The 25692-nt window shown below is 52.1% G+C and carries 24 protein-coding genes and 2 tRNA genes; 19 read left to right on the forward strand and 7 right to left on the reverse strand.

Translation table 11 applies throughout. From position 1 onward, the window contains the following. Positions 1-52: 52 nt before the first annotated feature. Together sfsB and ispB are read right to left on the reverse strand one after the other, a co-directional pair. Entirely contained in the window at positions 53-337 is a 285-nt protein-coding gene (gene sfsB, locus OGX83_RS04085) for a DNA-binding transcriptional regulator SfsB (protein WP_003025035.1), read from the reverse strand. 220 nt (positions 338-557) lie between these two features. Beyond that, positions 558-1529 carry an octaprenyl diphosphate synthase gene (gene ispB / locus OGX83_RS04090; protein WP_003839953.1) on the reverse strand — a complete coding sequence of 324 codons (972 nt, stop codon included), beginning with the start codon at positions 1527-1529 and terminating at the stop codon, positions 558-560. A 258-nt stretch (positions 1530-1787) separates the two neighbouring features. On the opposite strand from ispB, the gene rplU reads away from it, so the two are divergent. The 4 genes from rplU (at position 1788) to cgtA (ending at position 4657) form a co-directional block, all read left to right on the forward strand. Further along, complete coding sequence (gene rplU / locus OGX83_RS04095) at positions 1788-2099, forward strand: 50S ribosomal protein L21 (RefSeq protein ID WP_003025032.1); 312 nt, start codon at positions 1788-1790, stop codon at positions 2097-2099. Positions 2100-2118: 19 nt separating this feature from the next. Next, the gene (rpmA, locus tag OGX83_RS04100; RefSeq protein ID WP_003025030.1) at positions 2119-2376 is read left to right on the forward strand and encodes a 50S ribosomal protein L27; all 258 of its coding nucleotides are present in this window, start codon (positions 2119-2121) and stop codon (positions 2374-2376) included. A 127-nt stretch (positions 2377-2503) separates the two neighbouring features. Further along, on the forward strand, positions 2504-3469 hold the full coding sequence (locus OGX83_RS04105; protein WP_008785922.1) for a DMT family transporter: 966 nt from the start codon (positions 2504-2506) through the stop codon (positions 3467-3469). Positions 3470-3484: 15 nt separating this feature from the next. Next, on the forward strand, positions 3485-4657 hold the full coding sequence (gene cgtA, locus OGX83_RS04110; protein ID WP_003828732.1) for an Obg family GTPase CgtA: 1173 nt from the start codon (positions 3485-3487) through the stop codon (positions 4655-4657). Positions 4658-4762: 105 nt separating this feature from the next. Here cgtA and dacB read toward each other — a convergent pair whose 3' ends face one another. Next, entirely contained in the window at positions 4763-6196 is a 1434-nt protein-coding gene (dacB, locus tag OGX83_RS04115; protein ID WP_032945109.1) for a serine-type D-Ala-D-Ala carboxypeptidase, read from the reverse strand. Between the two features lie 248 nt (positions 6197-6444). Between dacB and greA the strand changes: the two genes are divergently transcribed. Continuing rightward, a complete protein-coding gene (gene greA / locus OGX83_RS04120; protein ID WP_003025019.1) occupies positions 6445-6921 on the forward strand; it encodes a transcription elongation factor GreA in 477 nt (158 codons plus the stop codon). 153 nt (positions 6922-7074) lie between these two features. Here greA and yhbY read toward each other — a convergent pair whose 3' ends face one another. Beyond that, on the reverse strand, positions 7075-7368 hold the full coding sequence (gene yhbY, locus OGX83_RS04125; protein WP_003025016.1) for a ribosome assembly RNA-binding protein YhbY: 294 nt from the start codon (positions 7366-7368) through the stop codon (positions 7075-7077). Between the two features lie 125 nt (positions 7369-7493). Here yhbY and rlmE point away from each other — a divergent pair, with 125 nt between their 5' ends. The 4 genes from rlmE (at position 7494) to glmM (ending at position 12434) form a co-directional block, all read left to right on the forward strand. Further along, on the forward strand, positions 7494-8123 hold the full coding sequence (rlmE, locus tag OGX83_RS04130; RefSeq protein WP_003025015.1) for a 23S rRNA (uridine(2552)-2'-O)-methyltransferase RlmE: 630 nt from the start codon (positions 7494-7496) through the stop codon (positions 8121-8123). A gap of 99 nt (positions 8124-8222) precedes the next feature. After that, the gene (gene ftsH / locus OGX83_RS04135) at positions 8223-10157 is read left to right on the forward strand and encodes an ATP-dependent zinc metalloprotease FtsH (RefSeq protein WP_003025013.1); all 1935 of its coding nucleotides are present in this window, start codon (positions 8223-8225) and stop codon (positions 10155-10157) included. A gap of 98 nt (positions 10158-10255) precedes the next feature. Further along, positions 10256-11104, forward strand: coding sequence for a dihydropteroate synthase (folP, locus tag OGX83_RS04140; protein WP_048225717.1), 849 nt, complete (start codon positions 10256-10258; stop codon positions 11102-11104). Further along, positions 11097-12434, forward strand: coding sequence for a phosphoglucosamine mutase (glmM, locus tag OGX83_RS04145; protein WP_008785919.1), 1338 nt, complete (start codon positions 11097-11099; stop codon positions 12432-12434). Before folP ends, glmM begins: the two co-directional genes overlap by 8 nt. Before the next feature lie 44 nt (positions 12435-12478). Here glmM and dcuC read toward each other — a convergent pair whose 3' ends face one another. Together dcuC and iadA are read right to left on the reverse strand one after the other, a co-directional pair. Further along, entirely contained in the window at positions 12479-13945 is a 1467-nt protein-coding gene (dcuC, locus tag OGX83_RS04150) for a C4-dicarboxylate transporter DcuC (protein ID WP_003025006.1), read from the reverse strand. 10 nt (positions 13946-13955) lie between these two features. Then, positions 13956-15089, reverse strand: a complete 1134-nt coding sequence (gene iadA / locus OGX83_RS04155; RefSeq protein ID WP_063941608.1) for a beta-aspartyl-peptidase — start codon at positions 15087-15089, stop codon at positions 13956-13958. 148 nt (positions 15090-15237) lie between these two features. Here iadA and OGX83_RS04160 point away from each other — a divergent pair, with 148 nt between their 5' ends. The 3 genes from OGX83_RS04160 to OGX83_RS04170 all read left to right on the forward strand — a co-directional run bounded on the left by OGX83_RS04160 (position 15238) and on the right by OGX83_RS04170 (position 16727). Next, entirely contained in the window at positions 15238-16131 is an 894-nt protein-coding gene (locus tag OGX83_RS04160) for a LysR family transcriptional regulator (protein ID WP_103014950.1), read from the forward strand. A 167-nt stretch (positions 16132-16298) separates the two neighbouring features. Next, on the forward strand, positions 16299-16631 hold the full coding sequence (gene secG / locus OGX83_RS04165) for a preprotein translocase subunit SecG (protein ID WP_003025000.1): 333 nt from the start codon (positions 16299-16301) through the stop codon (positions 16629-16631). A gap of 9 nt (positions 16632-16640) precedes the next feature. Further along, positions 16641-16727, forward strand: a tRNA-Leu gene (locus OGX83_RS04170). A 196-nt stretch (positions 16728-16923) separates the two neighbouring features. Here the strand turns inward: OGX83_RS04170 and argG are convergent. Beyond that, positions 16924-18267: an argininosuccinate synthase gene (argG, locus tag OGX83_RS04175; RefSeq protein ID WP_005131837.1), complete on the reverse strand. Its 1344-nt coding sequence runs from the start codon at positions 18265-18267 to the stop codon at positions 16924-16926. A 333-nt stretch (positions 18268-18600) separates the two neighbouring features. On the opposite strand from argG, the gene OGX83_RS04180 reads away from it, so the two are divergent. The 7 genes from OGX83_RS04180 to rpsO all read left to right on the forward strand — a co-directional run bounded on the left by OGX83_RS04180 (position 18601) and on the right by rpsO (position 25609). After that, positions 18601-18677: transfer RNA gene (locus tag OGX83_RS04180), tRNA-Met, on the forward strand. A 207-nt stretch (positions 18678-18884) separates the two neighbouring features. After that, positions 18885-19337 (forward strand): ribosome maturation factor RimP, encoded by a 453-nt coding sequence (rimP, locus tag OGX83_RS04185; protein ID WP_286576975.1) that lies wholly within the window; start codon positions 18885-18887, stop codon positions 19335-19337. A 28-nt stretch (positions 19338-19365) separates the two neighbouring features. Then, positions 19366-20853, forward strand: coding sequence for a transcription termination factor NusA (gene nusA, locus OGX83_RS04190; protein ID WP_003024992.1), 1488 nt, complete (start codon positions 19366-19368; stop codon positions 20851-20853). 24 nt (positions 20854-20877) lie between these two features. After that, entirely contained in the window at positions 20878-23568 is a 2691-nt protein-coding gene (gene infB, locus OGX83_RS04195) for a translation initiation factor IF-2 (protein WP_003828710.1), read from the forward strand. A 149-nt stretch (positions 23569-23717) separates the two neighbouring features. Beyond that, entirely contained in the window at positions 23718-24122 is a 405-nt protein-coding gene (gene rbfA / locus OGX83_RS04200) for a 30S ribosome-binding factor RbfA (RefSeq protein WP_003024988.1), read from the forward strand. After that, positions 24122-25066, forward strand: a complete 945-nt coding sequence (gene truB / locus OGX83_RS04205) for a tRNA pseudouridine(55) synthase TruB (protein WP_003828704.1) — start codon at positions 24122-24124, stop codon at positions 25064-25066. The genes rbfA and truB overlap by 1 nt, the downstream gene beginning before the upstream one ends. A gap of 273 nt (positions 25067-25339) precedes the next feature. Next, positions 25340-25609 carry a 30S ribosomal protein S15 gene (rpsO, locus tag OGX83_RS04210; protein ID WP_000059465.1) on the forward strand — a complete coding sequence of 90 codons (270 nt, stop codon included), beginning with the start codon at positions 25340-25342 and terminating at the stop codon, positions 25607-25609. Positions 25610-25692 lie beyond the last annotated feature (83 nt).

Here is a 25692-nt window from a genome sequence, read left to right on the forward strand (position 1 = left end):
CAACGTCTCTTGTAACCCCCAGTTCAGTTGGCCGGGGGTTACAGCTCAATGTTCATTCCGGATTCTTTTTCTCTCTGCGACTCCTCATCATCCGCGTTCTGTCGATGAACTCATGCGTTTTGGCATCGTGATAGCGTGACGGCCAAATCACCCAGGGGTCAGTTCCCAGTGCCCGGGCGATAATCAACTCACCTTTTGGCCATGGTCTCGTTAACGCATTAGCCAGCGTTGATGAACTCAATCCATTTTTACGTGATTCAGCGGCCATTGAGGTCCCTTTCTTGCGCAGTCCGGCGATGATGTCGGCCGGATGCCAGTCAATCAGCTTGCTTTCCATCAATTCATCTCTCCTTTGGTTAACGGCTTACGGTTTCACGATCGGTTGTGCCGACACTATAACGCCCGAAGAACGAATGTTCTAAAATGTTCATGTAAAGTGTGTGTATATTCAGAATATGCCAAGGTTCTGCGTGATTATCTGGAGGGGGTAAATTCTTACTGGAACTTATAAGAAAATCCCGTGCAGGGCACGGGATGAGGGAGGATGCTGTAGGGAATTAACGGTCGCGCTGCACGGCGATATGTGCCAGACCAATCAGCGCTTCTCTCCACGGCGTATCGGGCAGCACCTGAAGCGCAGCGATGGCTTTATCAGCCTCTTCTTCTGCCCGCTGACGGGTCCATTCCAGAGAACCACAGGCGTTCATCGCTTCCAGAACCGGCTCCAGAAGGTGACGACCATTACCTTGCTCAATGGCCTGGCGGATCATTAGCGCTTGTTCTGGGGTGCCGTGGCGCATGGCATGCAACAGTGGCAGCGTTGGTTTACCCTCGTTGAGGTCATCACCGACGTTTTTACCCAGCTGCTCGCCATCTGCGCTGTAATCCAGCAAATCGTCAATTAACTGGAAAGCGGTACCGAGATAACGGCCATAATCCTGCAACCCTTTTTCTTGTTCTTCGCTACAGCCAGCCAGAATACCTGAACATTGGGCTGCCGCTTCAAACAAACGCGCGGTCTTACTGTAGATGACGCGCATATAGTTTTCTTCGGTGATGTCCGGGTCGTTGACGTTCATCAACTGCAAGACTTCACCTTCGGCAATGACGTTGACTGCTTTCGACATGACTTCCAGCACTTTCAACGAGCCAAGGCTGGTCATCATCTGAAATGCACGGGTATAGATAAAATCGCCAACCAGCACGCTGGCCGCATTACCAAACGCCGCATTTGCCGTAGCTTTCCCACGGCGCATGTCTGACTCATCCACAACATCGTCGTGCAGCAGGGTCGCTGTGTGGATAAACTCGATGAGGGCCGCAATCGTAACGTGCGCATTTTCCTGGTAACCAACGGCTCGCGCGGCGAGGACGGCGATCATTGGGCGAATGCGTTTTCCGCCGCCGCTAACGATGTAGTACCCCAGTTGATTGATCAACTGAACGTCGGAATTGAGCTGTTCAAGGATTGTCGCATTGACCCCCGCCATATCTTGCGCGGTTAACTCATTGATTTTTTCTAAATTCATCGCAAAAGCCGGGCTTCTCGCCCCGATTACCTTACTGTGTGGGAAGGTAACGTCGGGTTTAGGGTTATAAATATATGCTGATTGTACTGAAAAAACGCCGTAGATAAACGTTACCGTACGTGTTGTGTTTTTTTTCTTCATGTATTGACGGTAGCACTTGTCAAAGGCTCGCGTTTTGCGTAATATTCGCGCCCTATTGTGAATATTTATAGCGCACTCTGAATCATCAAAAAGGTGTGCGCGGAAGCGGAGTTTTTTATGTACGCGGTTTTCCAAAGTGGTGGTAAACAACACCGAGTAAGCGAAGGTCAGACCGTTCGCCTGGAAAAGCTGGACATCGCAACTGGCGAATCTGTTGAATTCGCAGAAGTTCTGATGATCGCAAACGGTGAAGAAGTCAAAATCGGCGTTCCTTTCGTTGATGGCGGCGTTATCAAAGCTGAAGTCGTTGCTCACGGTCGTGGCGAGAAAGTTAAAATTGTTAAGTTTCGTCGTCGTAAACACTACCGTAAGCAGCAGGGCCATCGTCAGTGGTTCACTGATGTGAAAATCACTGGCATCAGCGCTTAAGTTAAGGGGAGCAGATTAAATGGCACATAAAAAGGCTGGCGGCTCGACTCGTAACGGTCGCGATTCAGAAGCTAAACGTCTGGGCGTAAAACGCTTCGGCGGTGAAACAGTTCTGGCTGGTAGCATCATCGTTCGTCAACGTGGTACTAAATTCCACGCTGGCTCCAACGTTGGTTGCGGCAAAGACCACACTCTGTTTGCTAAAGCAGACGGTAAAGTGAAATTTGAAGTGAAAGGCCCGAAAAACCGTAAATTCATCAGCATCGTTGCTGAATAAGTTTTTCGCGTCCCGGTAACGGATAAAAGCCCCGCAACACGTTGCGGGGCTTTTTACATTCGACGGCCGGTAAATACGCTCGTCGCGCCGTGACAACCCGGAAACGAGCCCTTGCAGGGAATACGGCATGAAGCAGCAGGCAGGCATTGGTATTCTGTTAGCACTCACAACGGCAGTATGTTGGGGCGCTTTGCCAATAGCAATGAAGCAAGTGCTGGAGGTGATGGAGCCTCCTACCGTGGTGTTCTACCGTTTTTTAATGGCAAGCGTTGGCCTTGGCGCTATTCTTGCGGTTAAAAAAAAGCTCCCTCCGTTGCGTATTTTTCGCAAAGCGCGTTGGCTGGTGTTGCTGGCTATCGCAACCGGTGGGTTGTTCGGTAACTTCATTCTGTTTAGTTCATCCTTGCAGTATTTGAGCCCAACGGCTTCGCAGGTTATCGGTCAGCTGTCACCGGTTGGTATGATGATCGCCAGCGTCTTTATCCTGAAAGAAAAGATGCGCGGCACGCAGGTGATTGGCGCCATTATGCTTCTGAGCGGCCTGGTCCTGTTTTTTAATACCAGTCTGATCGAAATTTTTACCCGACTCACCGATTACACCTGGGGCGTTATCTTTGGTGTCGGTGCGGCGATGGTCTGGGTGAGCTATGGGGTCGCGCAAAAGGTGTTATTGCGCCGCCTGGCATCACCGCAGATCCTGTTTTTACTGTACACTTTATGTACGATTGCGTTGTTGCCGCTGGCTAAACCCGGTGTCATCACGCAGCTCAGCGACTGGCAGCTGGCATGCCTGATATTCTGCGGCCTGAATACGCTGGTAGGATATGGCGCTCTCGCGGAAGCAATGGCGCGTTGGCAGGCGGCGCAGGTGAGCGCTCTTATCACGCTCACACCGCTGTTTACGTTGTTATTTTCAGATTTATTATCACTGGCCTGGCCCGATTTCTTCGCCAGACCGATGCTAAACCTATTAGGTTATCTCGGTGCGTTTATCGTGGTTGCGGGCGCGATGTATTCCGCCATTGGTCATCGAATTTGGGGCGGTTTACGTAAGCATGAAACGGTGGTTTCGCAACCCCGCTCAGGCGAATGATTTACGGAGAGTAAAATGAAGTTTGTTGATGAAGCATCGATTCTGGTCGTTGCAGGTGATGGCGGTAATGGTTGCGTCAGCTTCCGCCGCGAAAAGTACATCCCAAAAGGCGGTCCGGACGGTGGTGATGGTGGTGACGGTGGTGACGTTTGGCTGGAAGCCGACGAAAACCTGAACACGCTGATCGATTACCGTTTTGAAAAATCATTCCGTGCGGAACGTGGTCAGAATGGCGCGAGCCGTGATTGCACCGGTAAGCGTGGCAAAGACGTTACCATTAAAGTACCTGTTGGTACGCGTGTTATCGATCAGGGCACGGGCGAAACCATGGGCGACATGACCAAACACGGTCAGCGTCTGATGGTCGCTAAAGGTGGCTGGCACGGTCTGGGCAACACCCGTTTCAAATCCTCGGTTAACCGTACTCCGCGTCAGAAAACAATGGGTACGCCGGGTGATAAGCGCGATCTGATGCTGGAGCTGATGCTGCTGGCGGACGTGGGTATGCTGGGCATGCCAAACGCTGGGAAATCGACCTTTATCCGTGCGGTGTCCGCGGCGAAGCCGAAAGTCGCTGATTATCCGTTTACCACCCTGGTGCCGAGCCTGGGCGTGGTGCGTATGGACAACGAAAAGAGCTTCGTGGTTGCCGACATTCCGGGACTGATTGAAGGCGCGGCTGAAGGCGCAGGCCTGGGCATCCGCTTCCTGAAACACCTGGAACGTTGCCGTGTACTGCTTCACCTCATCGATATCGATCCGATTGATGGCTCTGATCCAGTTGAAAACGCACGTATCATTATTGGCGAACTGGAAAAATACAGTCAGGATCTGGCATCTAAACCGCGCTGGTTAGTGTTCAACAAAATTGATTTGATGGACAAGGCTGAAGCGGAAGAGAAAGCGAAAGCGATCGCCGAAGCGTTGGGTTGGGAAGGTAAATATTACCTGATCTCTGCCGCCAGCCAACTGGGCGTGAAAGATCTCTGCTGGGATGTGATGACCTTTATCATCGAGAACCCGATTGTTCAGGCTGAAGAAGCGAAACAGCCAGAGAAAGTTGAGTTCATGTGGGATGATTATCACCGCCAGCAGCTCGCTGAAGTCGAAGACGAAGCGGAAGATGACTGGGATGACGATTGGGACGAAGACGACGAAGAAGGCGTTGAGTTCATCTACAAGCGTTAATCGCATTAAAAACCCCGGCCATGTTGCCGGGGTTTTTGTTTCCAGGTCTCACTGTAGGCCGGATAAGGCACGTTAATGCCGCCATCCGGCAATCAAATTACCCATTTAGTTGTTCTGATAAATATCCTTGTACAACCGGCTCTCGAAGCGCACCAACGGAATACGGCGATTACGCTGGTCAGCTGGCTCTACCGCATAACCAGATAAATACTGCACGAATGCCATGCGTTGGCCGCTTGCCGTGGTGATGAAACCTGCGAGGTTATAAACCCCCTGCAGCGAGCCTGTCTTCGCCGATACTTTGCCATCCACACCAGCCTGATGCAGACCCGCACGGTATTGCAGAGAGCCGTCGTGGCCCGCCAGCGGCAGCATAGTGATAAAGTTCAGCTCGTTATCGTGTTGAGCGATATATTGCAGCACCTGCATCATGGTCGCTGGGGCAATCAGGTTATGGCGGGAGAGGCCAGAGCCGTCGGCAATAATAGTGTTGCCGATATCGACGCCTGCCTGCTGACGCAAAATCTGGCGCACGGCGTCAGAACCCGCCCGCCAGGTGCCCGGCACGTTAAATCGGGCATGACCAATCATACGGAAAACGGTATCGGCAATCATGTTGTCCGATTTTTTCAGCATAATCTTAAGCAGGTCATGTAGCGGCGCAGACTGCTTACTGGCGACCACCGTTCCTGGTTCGTTGACCAACGTCTGCCGCAGCAGTGTACCGCTGTAGGTGATACCTGCTTGTTTTAGCTCATCTTTGATAATTGCCCCGGCATAGCTGGCACCGTCCTGAATGGCGAACGCCAGCGGCAGCGGATCGGCACGTTGTGGCAGGCATCCGGTCAGCGTATAGCGGTTGAGATCGCCGGGAACTACATCCAGTTCACAATATTGCGCTTCCGCAGAACCTCGGGCGAGAGTACGCACCTGACTGAACATGGTGACCGGGTAATAAGATGCCACGCGAATAAAGGCGAGATCGTTGGGTTTTTGCGCGCTGTAGAGTGAAACTGAGAAACAGTTTCTATCGACAATAGCCGCTGCGGGCGGTGCACTAAAACACTGCGTCATGTCGTTCCAGGGCCAGCCGGGCGCTTTATCATGACTGGCAAAAATAGAGGTGTCGATCAGGACATTCCCGGCAATTTGCGTCACACCTGATTTTTTCAGGGTTGCCACCATATTGCGAATATCCTGGCGTTTTAGCGTCGGATCGGCACCAAATCGTGCCACTAAGTCACCTTTCAATACGCCGCCTTCCACGCTGCCTTTGGTCTCAAGCGTGGTGGTAAAACGAAAGTCAGGCCCGAGCTGAATCAATGCCGCCAGCGCGGTGATTACTTTCTGGGTACTGGCGGGCAGCGCCATCTGCTGGCTATGAAAATCAATAGCGGGTGCAGGAGCGCCAACCTTCTGTACCATAAGGGCGAGGTTGGCCCCGGCAGGGAGCTGATTGATATACTCGTCGACGTTCGCAGCCTGAACGCTGAACGCTATACTGGCAGTCAATCCGATGGTAAATCTGGAAAATCGCATAATCTCGCGCTAACAACCTGGAAACAGGCCGTCATACTACGGCGCAACGCCCCAAAAAGTAAACGATGACCCATAAGGAACTCCAGGGTAAAATGATCATCAAATAGAGAATTGTAGCTGACCTGGGACCTTGAGCCCCGGGTCGGTATTTTTTTGCTTCTGACTCTGGTATGACACACGCCAGGGTGGGCTTAGCAGCCGGGGTGAGAGCAACTACCCCCTACAGGAATGTTCAAGAGGTATAACAAATGCAAGCTATCCCGATGACCTTACGTGGTGCTGAAAAACTGCGCGAAGAGCTGGATTTTCTGAAATCTGTGCGCCGTCCTGAAATTATTGCCGCTATCGCTGAAGCGCGTGAGCACGGTGACCTGAAAGAGAACGCGGAGTATCACGCGGCGCGCGAACAGCAGGGTTTCTGCGAAGGACGCATTAAAGATATCGAAGCTAAACTGTCCAACGCGCAGGTAATCGACGTTACTAAAATGCCGAACAATGGCCGCGTTGTTTTCGGTGCGACGGTTACCGTTCTGAATCTCGATAACGATGAAGAGCAGACCTGGCGTATTGTCGGCGATGATGAAGCCGATTTTAAACAGAACCTGATTTCAGTGAACTCGCCTATCGCTCGTGGCCTGATCGGTAAAGAGCAGGATGACGTCGTAGTTATCAAAACGCCGGGCGGCGAAGTGGAATATGAAGTGACGAAGGTAGAATACCTGTAATTCGCATCTTGGTTAAGATGTTGATACATTGTAAAGAAAGGAAAAAGGCCGCATAGCGGCCTTTTATCAACGAAGAGAGCGTGGCATTTTGCTCTCCTGCTAGCGGAAAACCCCGCGTTTTACACAAACTTCGTGTGCAACTTTGGGATATTCTTAGCGTGGCAGCGAGATTTTACGTTCTTTAGTCGGGCGATACAGTACCAGCGTTTTGCCGATGACCTGTACATTGCAGGCGCCGGTTTCGCGTACGATAGCTTCCACGATCAAGGTTTTAGTATCGCGATCTTCCGAGGCGATTTTCACCTTGATAAGTTCATGGTGCTCTAACGCTTGTTCAATCTCGGCCAGTACCCCTTCGGTCAAACCATTATTGCCAAGCATAACTACAGGCTTGAGCGGATGTGCCAGACCTTTCAGGTGCTGTTTTTGTTTAGTACTCAGATTCATCGTATATTTTTGCTTACGTTGGGATTGAAAACGGGTCATTCTACCGCCATCTCCCATATATCACCAAATAGCTGTGTAGAAATTTACACCATTGGTTACGATGAACTGCCCTTTGGGAATGTGAAATGACAGGTAAAAAGCGTTCTGCCAGCTCGAGTCGCTGGCTTCAGGAACACTTTAGCGATAAATATGTTCAACAGGCGCAGAAAAAGGGGTTACGTTCCCGTGCCTGGTTTAAACTTGATGAAATACAGCAAAGTGACAAAATTTTTAAACCGGGGATGACAATAGTTGATCTCGGTGCTGCACCCGGTGGCTGGTCGCAATATGCAGTTACGCAGATCGGCAACACCGGCCGCATTATCGCTTGCGATCTTTTACCTATGGATCCAATCGTTGGTGTGGACTTCCTTCAGGGCGACTTTCGTGATGAATTAGTCCTGAAAGCGTTACTTGAACGCGTAGGTGACAGTAAAGTACAAGTTGTCATGTCTGATATGGCGCCAAATATGTGTGGAACACCGGCGGTGGATATTCCCCGGGCCATGTATCTGGTAGAGCTGGCGCTTGGAATGGCTCGTGATGTATTAGCGCCAGGTGGTAGTTTTGTAGTGAAGGTGTTCCAGGGCGAAGGCTTCGATGAGTATCTAAGAGAAATTCGCTCCCTGTTTACGAAGGTCAAAGTTCGTAAGCCGGACTCTTCTCGCGCCCGTTCGCGTGAAGTGTATATTGTAGCGACCGGGCGTAAACCATAACCGGCAGATTTCAAACGAAAGTTTGAAAGAAACTGGATATAGAGTATCCTGACGCTGTTTTTAACACAGTTGTAATATGAGGTTAATCCCTTGAGTGACATGGCGAAAAACCTAATTCTCTGGCTGGTCATTGCCGTTGTGCTGATGTCAGTATTCCAGAGCTTTGGGCCCAGCGAGTCTAATGGCCGTAAGGTTGATTACTCTACCTTCCTGCAAGAGGTCAATCAGGACCAGGTTCGTGAAGCGAAGATCAACGGACGTGAGATTAACGTTACCAAGAAAGATAGTAACCGTTACACGACCTACATCCCGGTTAACGATCCGAAGCTGCTTGATAACCTGCTGACCAAAAACGTCAAGGTTGTTGGCGAACCACCTGAAGAGCCGAGCCTGCTGGCTTCTATCTTCATTTCCTGGTTCCCAATGCTGCTGCTGATTGGTGTCTGGATCTTCTTCATGCGTCAGATGCAGGGCGGTGGTGGCAAAGGTGCCATGTCGTTCGGCAAGAGCAAAGCGCGCATGCTAACGGAAGATCAGATCAAAACGACTTTTGCTGACGTTGCGGGTTGTGACGAAGCAAAAGAAGAAGTCGCTGAGCTGGTTGAGTATCTGCGCGAACCGAGCCGTTTCCAGAAACTGGGCGGTAAAATCCCGAAAGGCGTCCTGATGGTTGGTCCTCCGGGTACGGGTAAAACCCTGCTGGCGAAAGCTATCGCAGGTGAAGCGAAGGTTCCATTCTTCACAATTTCCGGTTCTGATTTCGTGGAAATGTTCGTGGGTGTCGGTGCATCTCGTGTGCGTGACATGTTCGAACAAGCCAAGAAAGCGGCACCGTGCATCATCTTCATCGATGAAATCGACGCCGTAGGTCGCCAGCGTGGCGCAGGTCTGGGCGGTGGTCACGATGAACGTGAACAGACGCTGAACCAGATGCTGGTTGAGATGGACGGCTTCGAAGGTAACGAAGGTATTATCGTTATCGCAGCAACTAACCGTCCGGACGTTCTTGACCCTGCGCTGCTGCGTCCAGGCCGTTTCGACCGTCAGGTTGTGGTTGGTTTGCCAGACGTTCGCGGTCGTGAACAGATCCTGAAAGTGCATATGCGTCGCGTACCGCTGTCTCCGGATATCGATGCGGCAATCATTGCACGTGGCACGCCTGGCTTCTCCGGTGCGGACCTCGCGAACCTGGTGAACGAAGCGGCGCTGTTTGCTGCTCGTGGCAACAAGCGCGTAGTGTCGATGGTTGAGTTCGAAAAAGCGAAAGACAAAATCATGATGGGTGCGGAACGTCGCTCCATGGTGATGACGGAAGCGCAGAAAGAATCTACCGCGTATCACGAAGCTGGCCACGCGATTATCGGTCGCCTGGTACCGGAACACGATCCGGTGCACAAAGTAACGATTATCCCGCGCGGTCGTGCGCTGGGTGTGACCTTCTTCCTGCCTGAAGGCGACGCAATCAGCGCCAGCCGTCAGAAACTGGAAAGTCAGATCTCCACACTGTACGGTGGCCGTCTGGCGGAAGAGATCATCTACGGTGCTGAACATGTTTCTACCGGTGCGTCGAACGACATTAAAGTCGCGACTAATCTGGCGCGTAACATGGTTACTCAGTGGGGCTTCTCCGATAAACTCGGTCCGTTGCTGTACGCTGAAGAAGAAGGCGAAGTGTTCCTGGGACGTTCTGTGGCGAAAGCGAAACACATGTCCGATGAAACCGCTCGCATTATCGATCAGGAAGTTAAGCTGCTGATTGAGCGTAACTATGACCGTGCACGTCGTTTGCTGAACGAAAACATGGACATTCTGCACTCAATGAAAGATGCGCTCATGAAATATGAGACCATCGATGCGCCGCAGATTGACGATCTAATGGCTCGCCGCGACGTACGTCCGCCAGCGGGTTGGGAAGAACCGGGTTCTTCTAACAACAACTCTGGTAGCACCGGTAAGCCGAGTGCACCGCGTCCGGTTGATGAACCGCGTGCGCCGGACTCTGGCACTATGTCAGAGCAACTGGGCGACAAATAAGTTATCGTTGATGATGACCGTGTTTTAATTGAAAACCCTGGGGCTTGCTCCGGGGTTTTTCTTATCTGCATATTCAAGATTTTACCAGGGATAAAACTATGAAACTCTTTGCTCAGGGTTCTTCACTGGATCTCAGCCATCCGCACGTCATGGGGATTTTGAACGTCACGCCAGACTCATTTTCCGATGGTGGAGCGCACAACTCTCTGGTTGAGGCGGTAAAACACGCAAACCTGATGATTAACGCCGGGGCGACTATCATTGATGTGGGCGGTGAGTCCACGCGCCCGGGCGCAGCAGATGTGAGTGTGGAAGAAGAGTTGCAGCGAGTGATCCCAGTGGTCGAGGCGATTGCTCAGCGTTTTGAAGTGTGGATTTCGGTCGATACCTCAAAACCCGAAGTGATTCGCGAATGCGCCAGAGTTGGCGCGCATATCATCAATGATATTCGCTCGCTCTCGGAGCCTGGAGCGCTGGAAGCCGCAGCGGAAACCGGATTGCCGGTTTGCCTGATGCATATGCAGGGGCAGCCGAAAACCATGCAGGAAGCACCAAAGTATGAGGATGTTTTTGCTGAGGTAAACCGTTACTTTGTTGAGCAAATAGCACGTTGCGAGCGGGCTGGAATCACAAAAGATAAATTGTTGCTCGACCCCGGATTCGGATTCGGTAAAAATCTCACTCACAACTACACATTACTGGCACGTTTGTCTGAGTTTCATCATTTTAATCTGCCATTGCTGGTTGGGATGTCACGAAAATCAATGGTTGGCCAGTTACTGAATGTGGGGCCATCTGAACGCCTGAGCGGTAGCCTTGCGTGCGCGGTGATTGCCGCAATGCAGGGGGCGCAGATCGTTCGTGTCCATGACGTCAAAGAAACCGTAGAAGCGATGCGTGTGGTGGAAGCCACATTGTCTGCAAAGGAAAAAAAACGCTATGAGTAATCGTAAATATTTTGGCACTGATGGGATCCGCGGTCGCGTAGGCGATGCCCCAATTACTCCTGACTTTGTGCTCAAGCTGGGCTGGGCTGCAGGGAAAGTGCTTGCTCGTCATGGTTCACGTAAAATTATTATCGGTAAAGATACGCGTATTTCCGGCTATATGCTGGAGTCTGCGCTGGAAGCGGGCCTGGCTGCCGCCGGACTCTCAGCCTCATTCACAGGGCCAATGCCAACACCCGCCGTTGCGTATCTGACGCGCGCCTTCCGTGCTGAGGCCGGGATTGTTATCTCCGCTTCTCACAACCCGTACTATGACAACGGGATTAAATTCTTCTCTACCGACGGGACTAAACTGCCGGATGCAGTGGAAGAAGCCATTGAAGCCGAGATGGAAAAAGCGATCACCTGCGTGGATTCCGCTGAACTGGGTAAAGCCACGCGTATCGTTGATGCTGCCGGTCGCTATATCGAGTTTTGCAAAGGCACCTTCCCGAACGAACTGAGTCTGAATGAGCTTAAAATTGTGGTGGATTGCGCTAACGGTGCGACGTACCACATTGCGCCAAATGTACTGCGTGAACTGGGTGCAAACGTGATTGCCATTGGCTGTGAGCCAAACGGTGTGAATATCAATGAAGAAGTCGGCGCCACCGACGTCCGTGCTCTGCAGGCGCGCGTGATTGCGGAAAAAGCCGATCTGGGTATTGCGCTGGATGGCGATGGCGACCGCGTCATTATGGTTGACCACGAAGGTAATAAGGTCGATGGCGATCAGATCATGTACATCATCGCCCGTGAAGCCCTGCGTCAGGGTCAGCTGCGCGGTGGCGCGGTAGGTACGCTGATGAGCAACATGGGCCTCGAGCTGGCGCTGAAACAGCTGGGCATTCCGTTTGCCCGTGCAAAAGTTGGCGACCGCTATGTGCTGGAAAAAATGCAGGAAAAAGGCTGGCGTATCGGTGCCGAAAACTCAGGTCATGTGATCCTGCTGGACAAAACCACCACTGGTGACGGTATCGTGGCGGGTCTGCAGGTGCTGGCGGCGATGGTACGCAACCATATGAGCTTGCACGACCTGTGCAGTGGCATGAAAATGTTCCCACAGCTGCTGGTTAACGTACGATACACAGCAGGTAGCGGCGATCCACTGGAACATGAAAATGTGAAAGCGGTGATGGCGGAAGTGGAAGCGGCGCTGGGTAACCGTGGACGCGTCCTGCTGCGTAAGTCTGGTACCGAACCGTTAATTCGTGTGATGGTTGAAGGTGAAGACGAAGCGCAGGTGACTGAATTCGCCCACCGTATTGCCGATGCTGTGAAAGCGGCGTAATTCCGAAGAAAGTGAAAGCCGGAGTCTGAGACTCCGGCTTTTTTTTACTGTACGGCAAGCGGCTGTTTACGTCGGCGCTGCCAGAAGTAACCACCGACCATCAGTAGCACAAGGACTGCCAGCCACGGCAGAACCGCCAGCAGATGCCCAGACCGGGCAAAGGTTAACGCAATCATCAGTAGCCAACCGCCCAGCATCGGAATCGCGGTACGCTTAACAATATCCACAGGCGAGACACCTGCAATCCCTGCGATAGCAATGATTACGCCGGCGATGGGCGATAGCGTACGACCAATACCCGCCGAGATCTGGATAGGCAACATCATGACAGCGATATCGCTACCGATATGACGGCTGATGTCCGGCACCATGGGTGCGAAGGAGAAAAATGCCGCATTCCCGGAGCCCATCAGCGCTGAAATTGCGAAGGTGATCAGGGTCATCAGCAGGATAATAGAGGCGGCGCTGAGGCCAAATTCACCGGAAAGTGACAACAGTGCGTCAACGGCACCAATGGCTTTCAGTCCGGCGGAAAAGACTTCACCGGCGATAATCAGTGTCACGACGGTGGCAAAAACGCTGCCCATGCTGTCGAAAACCTTTTGTACGCCAGCCATCACCTCGCGCGCCTTGCGATGACGGCAGTACTCACAAACCAGCGTAATAGCGAGGCTTATCAGTACGGCGGTATCCAGCGTGATCTTGAGAGAGCTGAATACTAAATCGCTGCACACCAGCATCAATACCAGCGGCAGCATGGGCAGAAACAGCCAGGCGATAGGTGCGTCGGCTTCATCAGTCGCCGTTAATGTCTGCATTTGCTGAGCTGCATTGTCGCCACTTTCCCGACGGTCAAAAAAGCGTTGCACAACAATATGCAGCAGGGCGATGAAAAGAATGACGGGCACAACGATCGGCAACTGATCCTGCACGAAATAGTTCACGACCTCGATGCCTGCGGTTTTGGCGGCGAGAACAGAGTTGCCGGAGCCGGGGCCAAACTCAACCGCACAGGTACTGGCGATAACGGCGGCAACCGCGGCGCGGCTACAGCCAAGACGGGTAAGCAGCGGGTAAAGCGTCGCCATCAGCAGCAGACCCAATCCGGTGGCGCTGCTGATAAACAGCGACAGGAATTGACCCAATAGCAGTGCCAGCCCCAGCAGCAGATATGGCGAGTTCAGCCGTTGCAAAGGACGAGACGTCACCCGAACCAGTACCTGGCTTGCGCCAATGGCTGACATGTAGGTGGCAAAACCACCAATCAGCATAATTTGCAGTCCGAGGCCGCCGAGACGCACGCTCAGGGTATCGCGAATAAACTCAAAGGCGTCAAAGGGGCCAAATCCGGTGCTCTTTTTCACCAGGCCACTGAGTGAGGTCATTCCGCTAAAATGCGCGATAAGCAACAGCACAATCCCGGTCAATAACAGTACCGACTGGGGGTGATATTTTTTGAGGATCAGACGTCCGGCAAAAATGATGGCGATTAGCGCCAGTAGCAATGACATTCTTGCCCCCTTACTCGAAGTTGCCGGTAACCAGGCACTCGCCATCCCGCAGCAACGGTTTACCCGCGGCAAACAGATGGGCCAGCGAGAGGTCATCATTGAGTACACAGATATCGGCACGTTCCCCGGCGCAGAGCACGCCCCCGGAAATACCCAGCGAGCGCGCAACGTTTGCCGTCAGCATCGCGATGGCCTGTGGCACCGGAATCCCGACATCAATCAGGCGAGGTAGCAGGTTAAGATTGCCTGCGACCGGTGCCGCGCTTAAACCTTCAACGATACCCTGAGCGTTAAAGCGCGGAACGCTGCCATTGCCGTCAGAACTGATCGTGATGCGCTCCGCCGGAACCTGTGCTTCGAGTGCGTGGAGAATCGCTTGCTCCTGAGGCATAAAACGACTGCCACCGGACGTAACATCGATATGGCCGCCGCGATGGGCGAAAGCAATCGCCTGTTCGAACAAGGGCTCAGTTCTCGCAACATGCGTCGGTGAAATATGGTGAATCGGAATACCCGCATCACACAGCTCAATAAGTTGCGACATCCCTTCCGGCAGATTCCCCAGGTGCACATGCAGCAAGCCTTTTTTCCCAGCCAGCAGGGAAGCGACGCGAATATCGCTCACTATCCTCAGCAACTCCTGGAAAGAGGGGTAAGAACCGCGGTGATCGGCGAGGGCGATTTTTACACCAAGAATTGCCGGAATGAAGGCCATATCATCGCGGATGGATCGCGTAATAGTTGGGCTGGGAACGGCGTAGGCTCCCGTGTGCATAAACGCGCGTAATCCCTCAAGGTTGAGAGACTGCATTTTTGCGTAGAGGTCTTTGGGTGAACGAGAAATGGCATCGGTGCCTAACACGCCAACCACCGTGGTAATACCTGCCTGAATCAGGTCGCGCAGCTTGACGGCGGGCGTCCGACTGGCAAATCCGGCTTCACCACCGCCACCGGTAAGATGAACATGCTGATCGATGATACCAGGGATAACCCATTTACCCCGACAATCGATGACCTCGTTGATGCCATCAAACAATGAAATATCTTTTTCTACCGCCACAATTCGGTCGGCATGAATGAGCAGGGAGCAGAGGCCTAAATCCTCAGGAGAAAAAACACGGGCATTGGTCAATAAAGTAAACATAGCGGTCCTGTCAAACGTCGAGGGTGAGAGTCGGCAGGTGAAACGAAATATTGTTGTTATGATGCCCACCATAAAGCCATTACTATAACTATGACTATTACCGATTTGTTATTGGAGGATGCGGTTATGGCATGGCGGAGAGCACAACGTGGATTGTAAGTGGCTGGAAGATTTTCTGGCCTTGAGCCAGCATGGAAACTACTCTCAGGCCGCGGCGCAGCGGCATATTACTCAACCTGCGCTGAGTCGGCGTATAAAGGCCCTGGAAGAGGTGCTGGGCGTACCTTTGTTTGACCGGACAACGACCCCCGTCACGTTGACGCGCTATGGTGAACGCTTTGAACCTTATGCCCGGCACGTTCTCAGCACGTTAAGAGAGGCAAGCCATGAGCTGTCGGCGATGACGCCAGCAACGGATAACACGCTGGTGATGGTTAGCCTGCATACGCTGTCGGTGAATATCCTGCCGGATATGATCAACTACCTGCGACAGAGTGAGCCGCAGTTAAACTTTACGGTAAACGCCAGTATCCAGGGGATAGACAACCACTTCAATGCCCTGATGAACCGGCAAATTGATTTACTGGTAACCTACGATTTACCGTCTGCCCAGCCGGGGCTGGAGATCGCCGGAGGGTTAAAACGTTCCCTATGGCGGTATGAGCGATTTATACCGGTTATTTCCGCCCAGTTGGCTGATGCGCTTAATGATCCGCATGCTCCGATTCCGTGGCTATGCTACAGCGACTACACCTTTGTCAGACGTATTATTGAGTCGGCAGAACAACGCGTCCGCCCACGGCTAAAAAAAGTATTTGAGAGTGGTTTAAGCGAAACGATACGAGAAATGGTACTGCGCCATATGGGAATGGCCTGGTTACCTGAATCGATGGTGGCGGAAGAGTTGGTGAATCAGCAAATTATTCACTGCTGGCCAGAAAATACAGACCTGATTTGTGAAATCCCCGTTGTGGTATGGGCGAATCTTGAAGATCAACGTGCCGTTATGCAGAGATGCTGGGAGAAGTTGCTGCGTTTTTGATTGATATGGCGATTTTTTCCGCAGTTGATACAATGCTAACAAATTGCCCTTGCGAAGGTTATTCGCTTTGGTTAGTATTCACACCCGCTTCAGTGGGAAACAGTAAATATTCCCGCTTTAATGGTCGAAGCATTGTACGCGGCAACTCCGCAAGGAACAGGTTGATTATGCACGAAGCTCTTTTAGTAGTTTTCCTTATTGTGGCAATTGGCCTGGTAGGCTTGATCATGCTGCAGCAAGGCAAAGGCGCTGATATGGGAGCCTCTTTTGGCGCAGGCGCTTCTGGTACTCTGTTTGGTTCAAGTGGTTCTGGTAACTTCATGACCCGTATGACAGCTGTATTGGGAACCTTGTTCTTCATCATCAGTCTGGTGCTGGGTAACATGAACAGCAACAAGACCAATAAAGGAAGTGAGTGGGAAAATCTGAGCGCACCGGCGAAAACCGAGCAAACTCAGCCAGCTGCTCCGGCTCAGCCGACCAGCGATATCCCACGCTAAGTATTCTGTACCGAGGTGGTGGAATTGGTAGACACGCTACCTTGAGGTGGTAGTGCCCTAACGGGCTTGTGGGTTCGAGTCCCATCCTCGGTACCAAATTCCAAAAAAAAGACGCTGCAAAGCGTCTTTTTTTTCGTCTGTTATTTGTGGCTATCCTGTAGGTCGGATAAGGCGTTAACGCCTTATCCGACATTATTACAACGCCTGATGGCGCTACGCTTATCAGGCCTACAGACATCCTATATTCCGCGCATAAAAAAGGCCGCTTTCGCGGCCTTAAGATAGTGAATCTTTACTTCGCCTTATTTTCCAGATTCTCAACCTGCGGCAGGCCGGTTGCGGAAGAGGCGGTCAGCAGGCCAGACTGCGCATAGCCGAACAGCTTCTCGCGGGTATCGGTGATATCCAGATTACGCATGGTCAACTGACCGATACGGTCGTCCGGAGAGAATACGGAGTCGCCTTTTTCCATCGTCAGACGTTCTGGTTTGTACGTCAGATTGTCAGACACGGTGTTGAGGATTGAGTAGTCATTACCGCGACGCAGTTCCAGCGTCACTTCACCGGTAATCTGGCTGGCAACCCAACGTTGCAGACCGTCACGCAGCATCAGCGCCTGAGAGTCGAACCAGCGGCCCTGATACAGCAGACGACCTAGCTGGCGACCGTGCGCGTGATACTGCTCGATGGTATCCTCGTTGTGAATACCGGTCAGCAGACGCTCGTAGGCGATATGCAGCAATGCCATCCCCGGGGCTTCGTAGATGCCACGGCTCTTCGCTTCAATGATACGGTTTTCAATCTGATCGCTCATACCCAGACCGTGACGGCCGCCGATACGGTTGGCTTCCAGCATCATCTCAACGTCGTCGCTGAAGGTTTTACCGTTCAGAGCAACCGGATGACCCTGTTCAAAACGCACGGTCACTTCTTCTGCGGGGATCTTCACGCTCTCATCCCAGAACTTCACGCCCATAATCGGGTTAACGATTTTGACGCTGGAGTTCAGGAATTCCAGATCTTTTGCTTCGTGAGTCGCACCGAGCATATTGGAGTCTGTTGAGTACGCTTTCTCAACGGACATTTTGTAGTCGAAACCACAGGCAATCATAAATTCGGACATCTCATGGCGACCACCGAGTTCATCGATAAAATCGGTATCCAGCCATGGTTTGTAAATCTGCAGTTCGGCGTTGGTCAGCAGACCGTAACGATAGAAACGTTCAATATCGTTACCTTTATAGGTGCTACCGTCGCCCCAGATGTTTACACCATCTTCTTTCATGGCGGCAACCAGCATGGTGCCGGTCACGGCGCGGCCCAGCGGGGTGGTATTGAAATAGGTCAGTCCGCCAGTGGTGTTGTGGAAGGCACCGCACTGAATGGCAGCGATCCCTTCGGCAACCAGCTGCTTACGGCAATCTACCAGGCGAGCATTCTCAGCACCATATTCCATTGCACGGCGAGGAATGGCGTCATAGTCATCCTCATCCGGCTGGCCCAAATTCGCAGTATATGCATATGGGACAGCCCCTTTTTGTCGCATCCACAGCAGTGCTGCACTGGTGTCCAGGCCGCCGGAAAAAGCGATACCAATACGTTGACCTACCGGGAGATGCTTGAGAATCGTCGTCATAAAATAAAACCCTGCTTGATAGACTGGTGAAGAGGTTGGCTTATTATGCTAATTGCATTTTTATGCAAAATAAATGAGTTTTCATTTAATCATCTTTTCTGGATGACAGGAAGAGTTTAGTGATAATTTCGTTAAATAACGGCGTGGGCGGCATATTTATCTTGCTGGGCTAGCGCTGGGCAGCATTCATTGGTTTGCATAGTCGTAACAAGGTTGACATAACGCATAGTGAATCAATATACTGTGCGCAGATTTTACGTCCCGTCTCGGTACCAAATCCCAGCAGTATTTGCATTTTTTACCCAAAACGAGTAAAATTTGCCACGTTTCAGGCGCGGGGTGGAGCAGCCTGGTAGCTCGTCGGGCTCATAACCCGAAGGTCGTCGGTTCAAATCCGGCCCCCGCAACCACTTTCCCTTAGAGTTCTTTTTCAAATATACTGTGAAGACTTAGGCCTTCGTAGCTGGATTTGAAAAAAATTCTTTCGGAAGGTTCTCCGAACCGCAGGTGCGGTTATAGGGTTCAGTTATCTAAAGCCCCGATTTATCGGGGTTTTTTGTTATCTGACTACAGAATAACTGGGCTTTAGGCCCTTTTTTTATGTCTTGGGGGTGGGCTTGTCCACATTAGAGCAAAAATTAACAGAGATGATTACAGCGCCAGTTGAAGCCCTGGGCTACGAACTGGTCGGCATCGAATTTATTCGTGGTCGCACATCCACACTGCGCATCTATATTGATAGTGAAGATGGCATCAATGTTGATGATTGTGCTGATGTGAGCCATCAGGTAAGCGCCGTGATGGATGTCGAAGACCCAATCACCGTTGCCTATAACCTGGAAGTCTCCTCTCCGGGTCTCGACCGTCCTCTATTCACAGCTGAACACTACGTGCGTTTCCTGGGTGAAGAAATCACGCTGGTTCTTCGTATGGCGGTACAAAACCGTCGTAAATGGCAGGGCGTTATCAAAGCGGTGGACGGTGAGATGATCACGGTCACAGTCGAAGGCAAAGATGAAGTGTTCGCGCTGAGTAATATCCAGAAGGCGAACCTGGTTCCCCACTTTTAACAGTCTGGATTGAGGTGAAAAGCCCGCGATGAACAAAGAAATTTTGGCTGTTGTTGAAGCCGTATCCAACGAAAAAGCGCTGCCACGCGAGAAAATTTTTGAAGCGCTGGAAAGTGCGCTGGCTACAGCAACAAAGAAAAAATATGAGCAAGAGATCGACGTTCGCGTAGAAATCGATCGTAAAAGCGGTGATTTCGATACCTTCCGTCGTTGGGTAATCGTAGAAGAAGTTACTCAGCCGACCAAAGAAATTACGCTGGAAGCGGCACGCTTCGAAGACGAAAGTCTGAACGTGGGCGAATATGTTGAAGATCAGATTGAATCTGTCACCTTTGACCGTATCACCACCCAGACCGCGAAGCAGGTTATCGTACAGAAAGTACGTGAAGCTGAACGCGCAATGGTTGTTGATCAGTTCCGCGAACACGAAGGCGAAATCGTCACCGGTGTGGTGAAGAAAGTAAACCGCGACAACATTTCTCTGGATCTGGGCAGCAATGCTGAAGCTGTGATCCTGCGTGAAGACATGCTGCCGCGTGAAAACTTCCGCCCTGGTGACCGTATTCGTGGTGTTCTGTACTCAGTTCGCCCGGAAGCGCGCGGTGCACAGCTGTTCGTAACCCGTTCCAAGCCGGAAATGCTGATTGAGCTGTTCCGCATTGAAGTGCCGGAAATCGGCGAAGAAGTTATCGAAATTAAAGCGGCTGCTCGCGATCCGGGATCGCGCGCGAAAATCGCCGTTAAGACCAACGACAAGCGTATTGATCCGGTCGGCGCCTGTGTTGGTATGCGCGGTGCGCGCGTTCAGGCGGTTTCTACCGAACTGGGCGGCGAGCGTATCGATATCGTCCTGTGGGATGATAACCCGGCGCAGTTCGTGATTAACGCAATGGCACCAGCAGACGTCGCTTCTATCGTGGTGGATGAAGACAAACACACCATGGATATCGCGGTTGAAGCCGGTAACCTGGCTCAGGCGATTGGACGTAATGGTCAGAACGTCCGCCTGGCTTCACAACTGAGCGGTTGGGAACTCAACGTGATGACCGTTGATGACCTGCAAGCGAAGCATCAGGCTGAAGCACATGCAGCCATCGATACCTTCACCAAATATCTCGATATCGATGAAGATTTCGCGACCGTTCTGGTGGAAGAAGGTTTTGCGACGCTGGAAGAACTGGCCTACGTGCCAATGAAAGAACTGCTGGAAATTGACGGTCTGGATGAACAGACCGTTGAAGCGCTGCGCGAGCGTGCTAAAAACGCACTGACCACTCTGGCACTGGCCCAGGAAGAAAGCCTCGGTGATAACAAACCGGCTGACGATCTGCTGAATCTGGAAGGATTGGATCGTGAGATGGCCTTCAAACTGGCGGCCCGTGGTGTTTGTACGCTGGAAGATCTCGCTGAACAGGGCATTGATGATCTGGCTGATATCGAAGGGTTGACCGACGAAAAAGCCGGTGAGCTGATTATGGCTGCCCGTAATATTTGCTGGTTCGGCGACGAAGCGTAATAAACTGTAGCAGGAAGGAACAGTATGACAGATGTAACCGTAAAAACGCTGGCTGCAGAGATACAGACTTCCGTAGATCGCCTGGTACAGCAATTTGCTGATGCCGGTATCCCGAAGTCTGCTGACGACTCTGTGTCCGCACAAGAGAAACAAACCTTACTGGCGCATTTGAACCGTGAAAACGGCTCAGCGCCGGATAAGTTGACATTGCAGCGTAAAACGCGCAGTACTCTCAATATTCCAGGTACCGGTGGAAAAAGCAAATCGGTACAAATCGAAGTCCGCAAGACACGCACCTTTGTGAAACGCGATCCGCAAGAGGCTGAACGCCTTGCCGCGGAAGAGCAGGCGCAGCGTGAAGCGGAAGAGCAAGCCCGTCGTGAGGCAGAAGAAGCTGCCAAACGCGAGGCGCAACAAAAAGCCGAACGTGAGGCCGCAGAACAAGCTAAGCGTGAAGCCGCTGATAAAGCGAAACGTGAAGCTGCGGAAAAAGACAAAGTGAGCAATCAACAGACCGACGATATGACTAAAACCGCCCAGGCCGAAAAAGCCCGCCGTGAAAATGAAGCCGCAGAACTGAAGCGTAAAGCGGAAGAAGAAGCACGTCGCAAGCTTGAAGAAGAAGCGCGCCGCGTAGCGGAAGAAGCTCGCCGTATGGCGGAAGAAAACGAGAAAAATGGTGTGAATAACGCTGAACCTGTCGAAGACACCAGTGATTATCACGTCACCACCTCTCAGCATGCTCGCCAGGCTGAAGACGAGAACGATCGTGAAGTTGAAGGCGGTCGTGGTCGTACTCGCAGCACTAAAGCAGCGCGTCCGGCGAAGAAAGGTAACAAACACGCTGAATCTAAAGCTGACCGTGAAGAAGCACGTGCAGCGGTTCGCGGCGGTAAAGGCGGTAAGCAGCGTAAAGGTTCCGCTCTGCAGCAGGGCTTCCAGAAGCCAGCTCAGGCCGTTAACCGTGACGTTGTGATCGGCGAAACCATCACCGTTGGCGATCTGGCGAACAAGATGGCGGTCAAAGGCTCTCAGGTCATCAAAGCAATGATGAAACTGGGCGCAATGGCGACCATCAACCAGGTCATCGACCAGGAAACCGCACAGCTGGTTGCCGAAGAGATGGGCCACAAAGTTATCCTGCGTCGTGAAAACGAGCTGGAAGAAGCAGTAATGAGCGACCGTGACACCGGCGCTGCGGCTGAACCGCGCGCACCGGTAGTGACCATCATGGGTCACGTTGACCACGGTAAAACGTCTCTGCTGGACTACATTCGTTCAACGAAAGTGGCCTCTGGCGAAGCGGGCGGCATTACTCAGCACATCGGTGCGTACCACGTTGAAACTGACAACGGTATGATCACCTTCCTGGACACCCCGGGTCACGCCGCGTTTACCTCCATGCGTGCTCGTGGTGCTCAGGCAACGGATATCGTTGTTCTGGTTGTTGCAGCAGACGACGGCGTGATGCCGCAGACTATCGAAGCTATCCAGCACGCGAAAGCGGCAGGTGTGCCGGTAGTTGTTGCAGTCAACAAAATCGATAAACCAGAAGCGGATCCAGATCGCGTTAAAAACGAACTGTCCCAGTACGGCATCATGCCGGAAGAGTGGGGCGGCGAGAGCCAGTTCGTTCACGTTTCTGCGAAAGCGGGTACCGGTATCGACGAACTGCTGGATGCGATCCTGCTGCAGGCCGAAGTTCTGGAACTGAAAGCTGTGCGTAAAGGTATGGCGAGCGGTGCGGTTATCGAATCCTTCCTGGATAAAGGTCGTGGCCCGGTTGCTACCGTCCTGGTTCGCGAAGGTACCCTGAACAAGGGCGATATCGTTCTGTGTGGTTTCGAATACGGCCGCGTTCGTGCGATGCGTAACGAACTGGGTCAGGAAGTACTGGAAGCAGGTCCGTCCATTCCGGTGGAAATCCTCGGTCTGTCCGGTGTTCCGGCTGCGGGTGACGAAGTTACTGTTGTTCGTGACGAGAAGAAAGCGCGTGAAGTTGCACTGTACCGTCAGGGCAAATTCCGTGAAGTTAAACTGGCTCGTCAGCAGAAATCTAAACTTGAGAACATGTTCGCCAACATGACCGAAGGCGAAGTTCACGAAGTGAACATCGTGCTGAAGGCTGACGTACAGGGTTCTGTAGAAGCGATTTCCGACTCTTTACTGAAACTGTCTACCGACGAAGTAAAAGTGAAGATCATCGGTTCTGGCGTAGGTGGTATCACCGAAACCGACGCGACCCTGGCTGCGGCATCCAACGCGATTCTGGTTGGCTTCAACGTACGTGCTGATGCCTCTGCACGTAAAGTTATCGAATCAGAAAGCCTGGATCTGCGTTACTACTCCGTCATCTATCATCTGATCGACGAAGTGAAAGCAGCGATGAGCGGCATGCTGTCTCCGGAACTGAAACAGCAGATCATTGGTCTGGCTGAAGTTCGTGATGTGTTCAAATCACCGAAATTCGGCGCTATCGCAGGCTGTATGGTTACCGAAGGCACGATTAAACGTCACAACCCAATCCGCGTACTGCGCGACAACGTGGTTATCTATGAAGGCGAGCTGGAATCCCTGCGCCGCTTCAAAGATGACGTCAACGAAGTCCGTAACGGTATGGAATGTGGTATCGGCGTTAAGAACTACAACGACGTTCGCGTTGGCGATATGATCGAAGTGTTCGAGATCATCGAGATCAAACGTACAATTGCTTAAGGTTGTTCGGGTGTAGGCCGGATAAGGCGTTTACGCCGACATCCGGCAATGTAATGCCTGATGGCGCTACGCTTATCAGGCCTACAGCCTAATCACCGAATTATTTTCAAAAGGGGCTGAATGCCCCTTTTTTGTCTGGAGAATTTATTATGGCGAAAGAATTTGGTCGCCCGCAGCGTGTCGCGCAGGAGATGCAGAAAGAAATCGCACTCATCCTGCAACGCGAAATCAAAGACCCGCGTGTTGGCATGATGACCACCGTATCGGGTGTTGAGATGTCCCGTGATCTGGCATATGCCAAAGTATTCGTGACTTTCCTCAACGATCAGGACGAAGCTGCCGTGAAAAACGGCATTAAGGCACTGCAGGAAGCCTCTGGTTTTATCCGCTCTCTGCTGGGTAAAGCAATGCGTCTGCGTATCGTGCCTGAGCTGACCTTCTTCTACGACAACTCGTTGGTTGAAGGGATGCGCATGTCCAACCTGGTGACCAGCGTGGTGAAACATGACGATGAGCGTCGTGTGAACCCAGCGGACGACAGCAAGGAGGACTGATGAGTCGTCCTCGTCGTCGTGGTCGCGATATTCATGGTGTCCTGCTGCTGGATAAGCCGCAGGGCATGTCCAGCAATGACGTGCTGCAAAAAGTAAAGCGCATCTACAATGCCAACCGCGCGGGACATACCGGCGCGTTGGATCCGCTGGCGACAGGCATGCTGCCTATCTGCCTTGGTGAAGCGACAAAGTTTTCACAGTATTTGCTGGATTCTGACAAACGCTATCGCGTGGTTGCCCGTCTGGGCCAGCGTACTGACACTTCCGATGCCGATGGGCAGATCGTGCAGGAGCGTCCGGTAACCTTCACCGCAGAACAACTGGCGAGCGCGCTGGAGACTTTCCGCGGCGATATCGAGCAGATTCCGTCGATGTATTCGGCGCTGAAGTATCAGGGTAAGAAGCTGTACGAATATGCGCGTCAGGGCATTGAAGTGCCGCGTGAAGCGCGCCCGATTACCGTCTATGAGCTGCTGTTTATCCGTCATGAAGGTAACGAACTGGAGCTGGAAGTTCACTGCTCCAAAGGCACCTATATTCGTACCATCGTTGACGATCTCGGTGAGAAGCTGGGCTGCGGCGCGCACGTAACGTATCTGCGTCGTTTGACGGTCAGCAAGTATCCGGTGGATCGTATGGTCACGCTGGAACACCTGCGTGAGCTGGTCGAACAGGCAGAACAGCAGAACATTCCGGCGGCTCAGCTGCTTGATCCTTTGCTGATGCCAATGGACAGTCCGGCATCGGACTATCCTGTTGTTAATTTGCCTTTAACATCGTCGGTTTACTTTAAAAATGGTAATCCGGTACGGACGACAGGCGCCCCGCTGGAAGGGCTGGTACGCGTGACGGAAGGCGATGACGGCAAGTTTATTGGCATGGGGGAGATGGACGATGAAGGTCGTGTCGCCCCCCGCCGCCTGGTGGTTGAGTATCCTGCATAGCGCTCTCTGTCTTGCGATAAAAGGGCGCTGCGAGTAGAATACTGCCGCTTAACGTCGCGTGAATTGTTTAACAATCTGCGTGGCGTATACACAAAATCATTCGAGCTGCATCAAGGCGGCAAGTCTGAGGATCCTCAGGAGCTTACTTAGGTAAGTGACTGAGGTGAGCGGACGCAGCCAACGCAGAGTCAGTTTGAAGGATAAAGTGTATACACTGGGATAGCTGAATTAGAGATCGGCATCCTTTCATTCTTATCACTTTGGAGTTTTAAAATGTCTCTAAGTACTGAAGCTACCGCTAAAATCGTTTCTGAGTTTGGTCGTGATGCAAACGACACCGGTTCTACCGATGTTCAGGTTGCTCTGTTGACTGCACAGATTAACCACCTGCAGGGCCACTTTGCAGAGCACAAAAAAGATCACCACAGCCGTCGTGGTCTGCTGCGCATGGTTTCTCAGCGTCGTAAACTGCTCGACTACCTGAAACGTAAAGATGTTGCACGTTACACCGCGCTGATCGAGCGTCTGGGCCTGCGTCGCTAATTCTTTCGAGTTTCAGAAAGAGGGGGCCTTCATGGCCCCTTTTTTCCAGCAGATGGCAGCAATTCGCTGGAAACTAATGTATT

It is taken from the genome of Citrobacter sp. Cpo074 (genome assembly GCF_030332745.1).
GTDB classification, from domain to species: domain Bacteria; phylum Pseudomonadota; class Gammaproteobacteria; order Enterobacterales; family Enterobacteriaceae; genus Citrobacter; species Citrobacter portucalensis.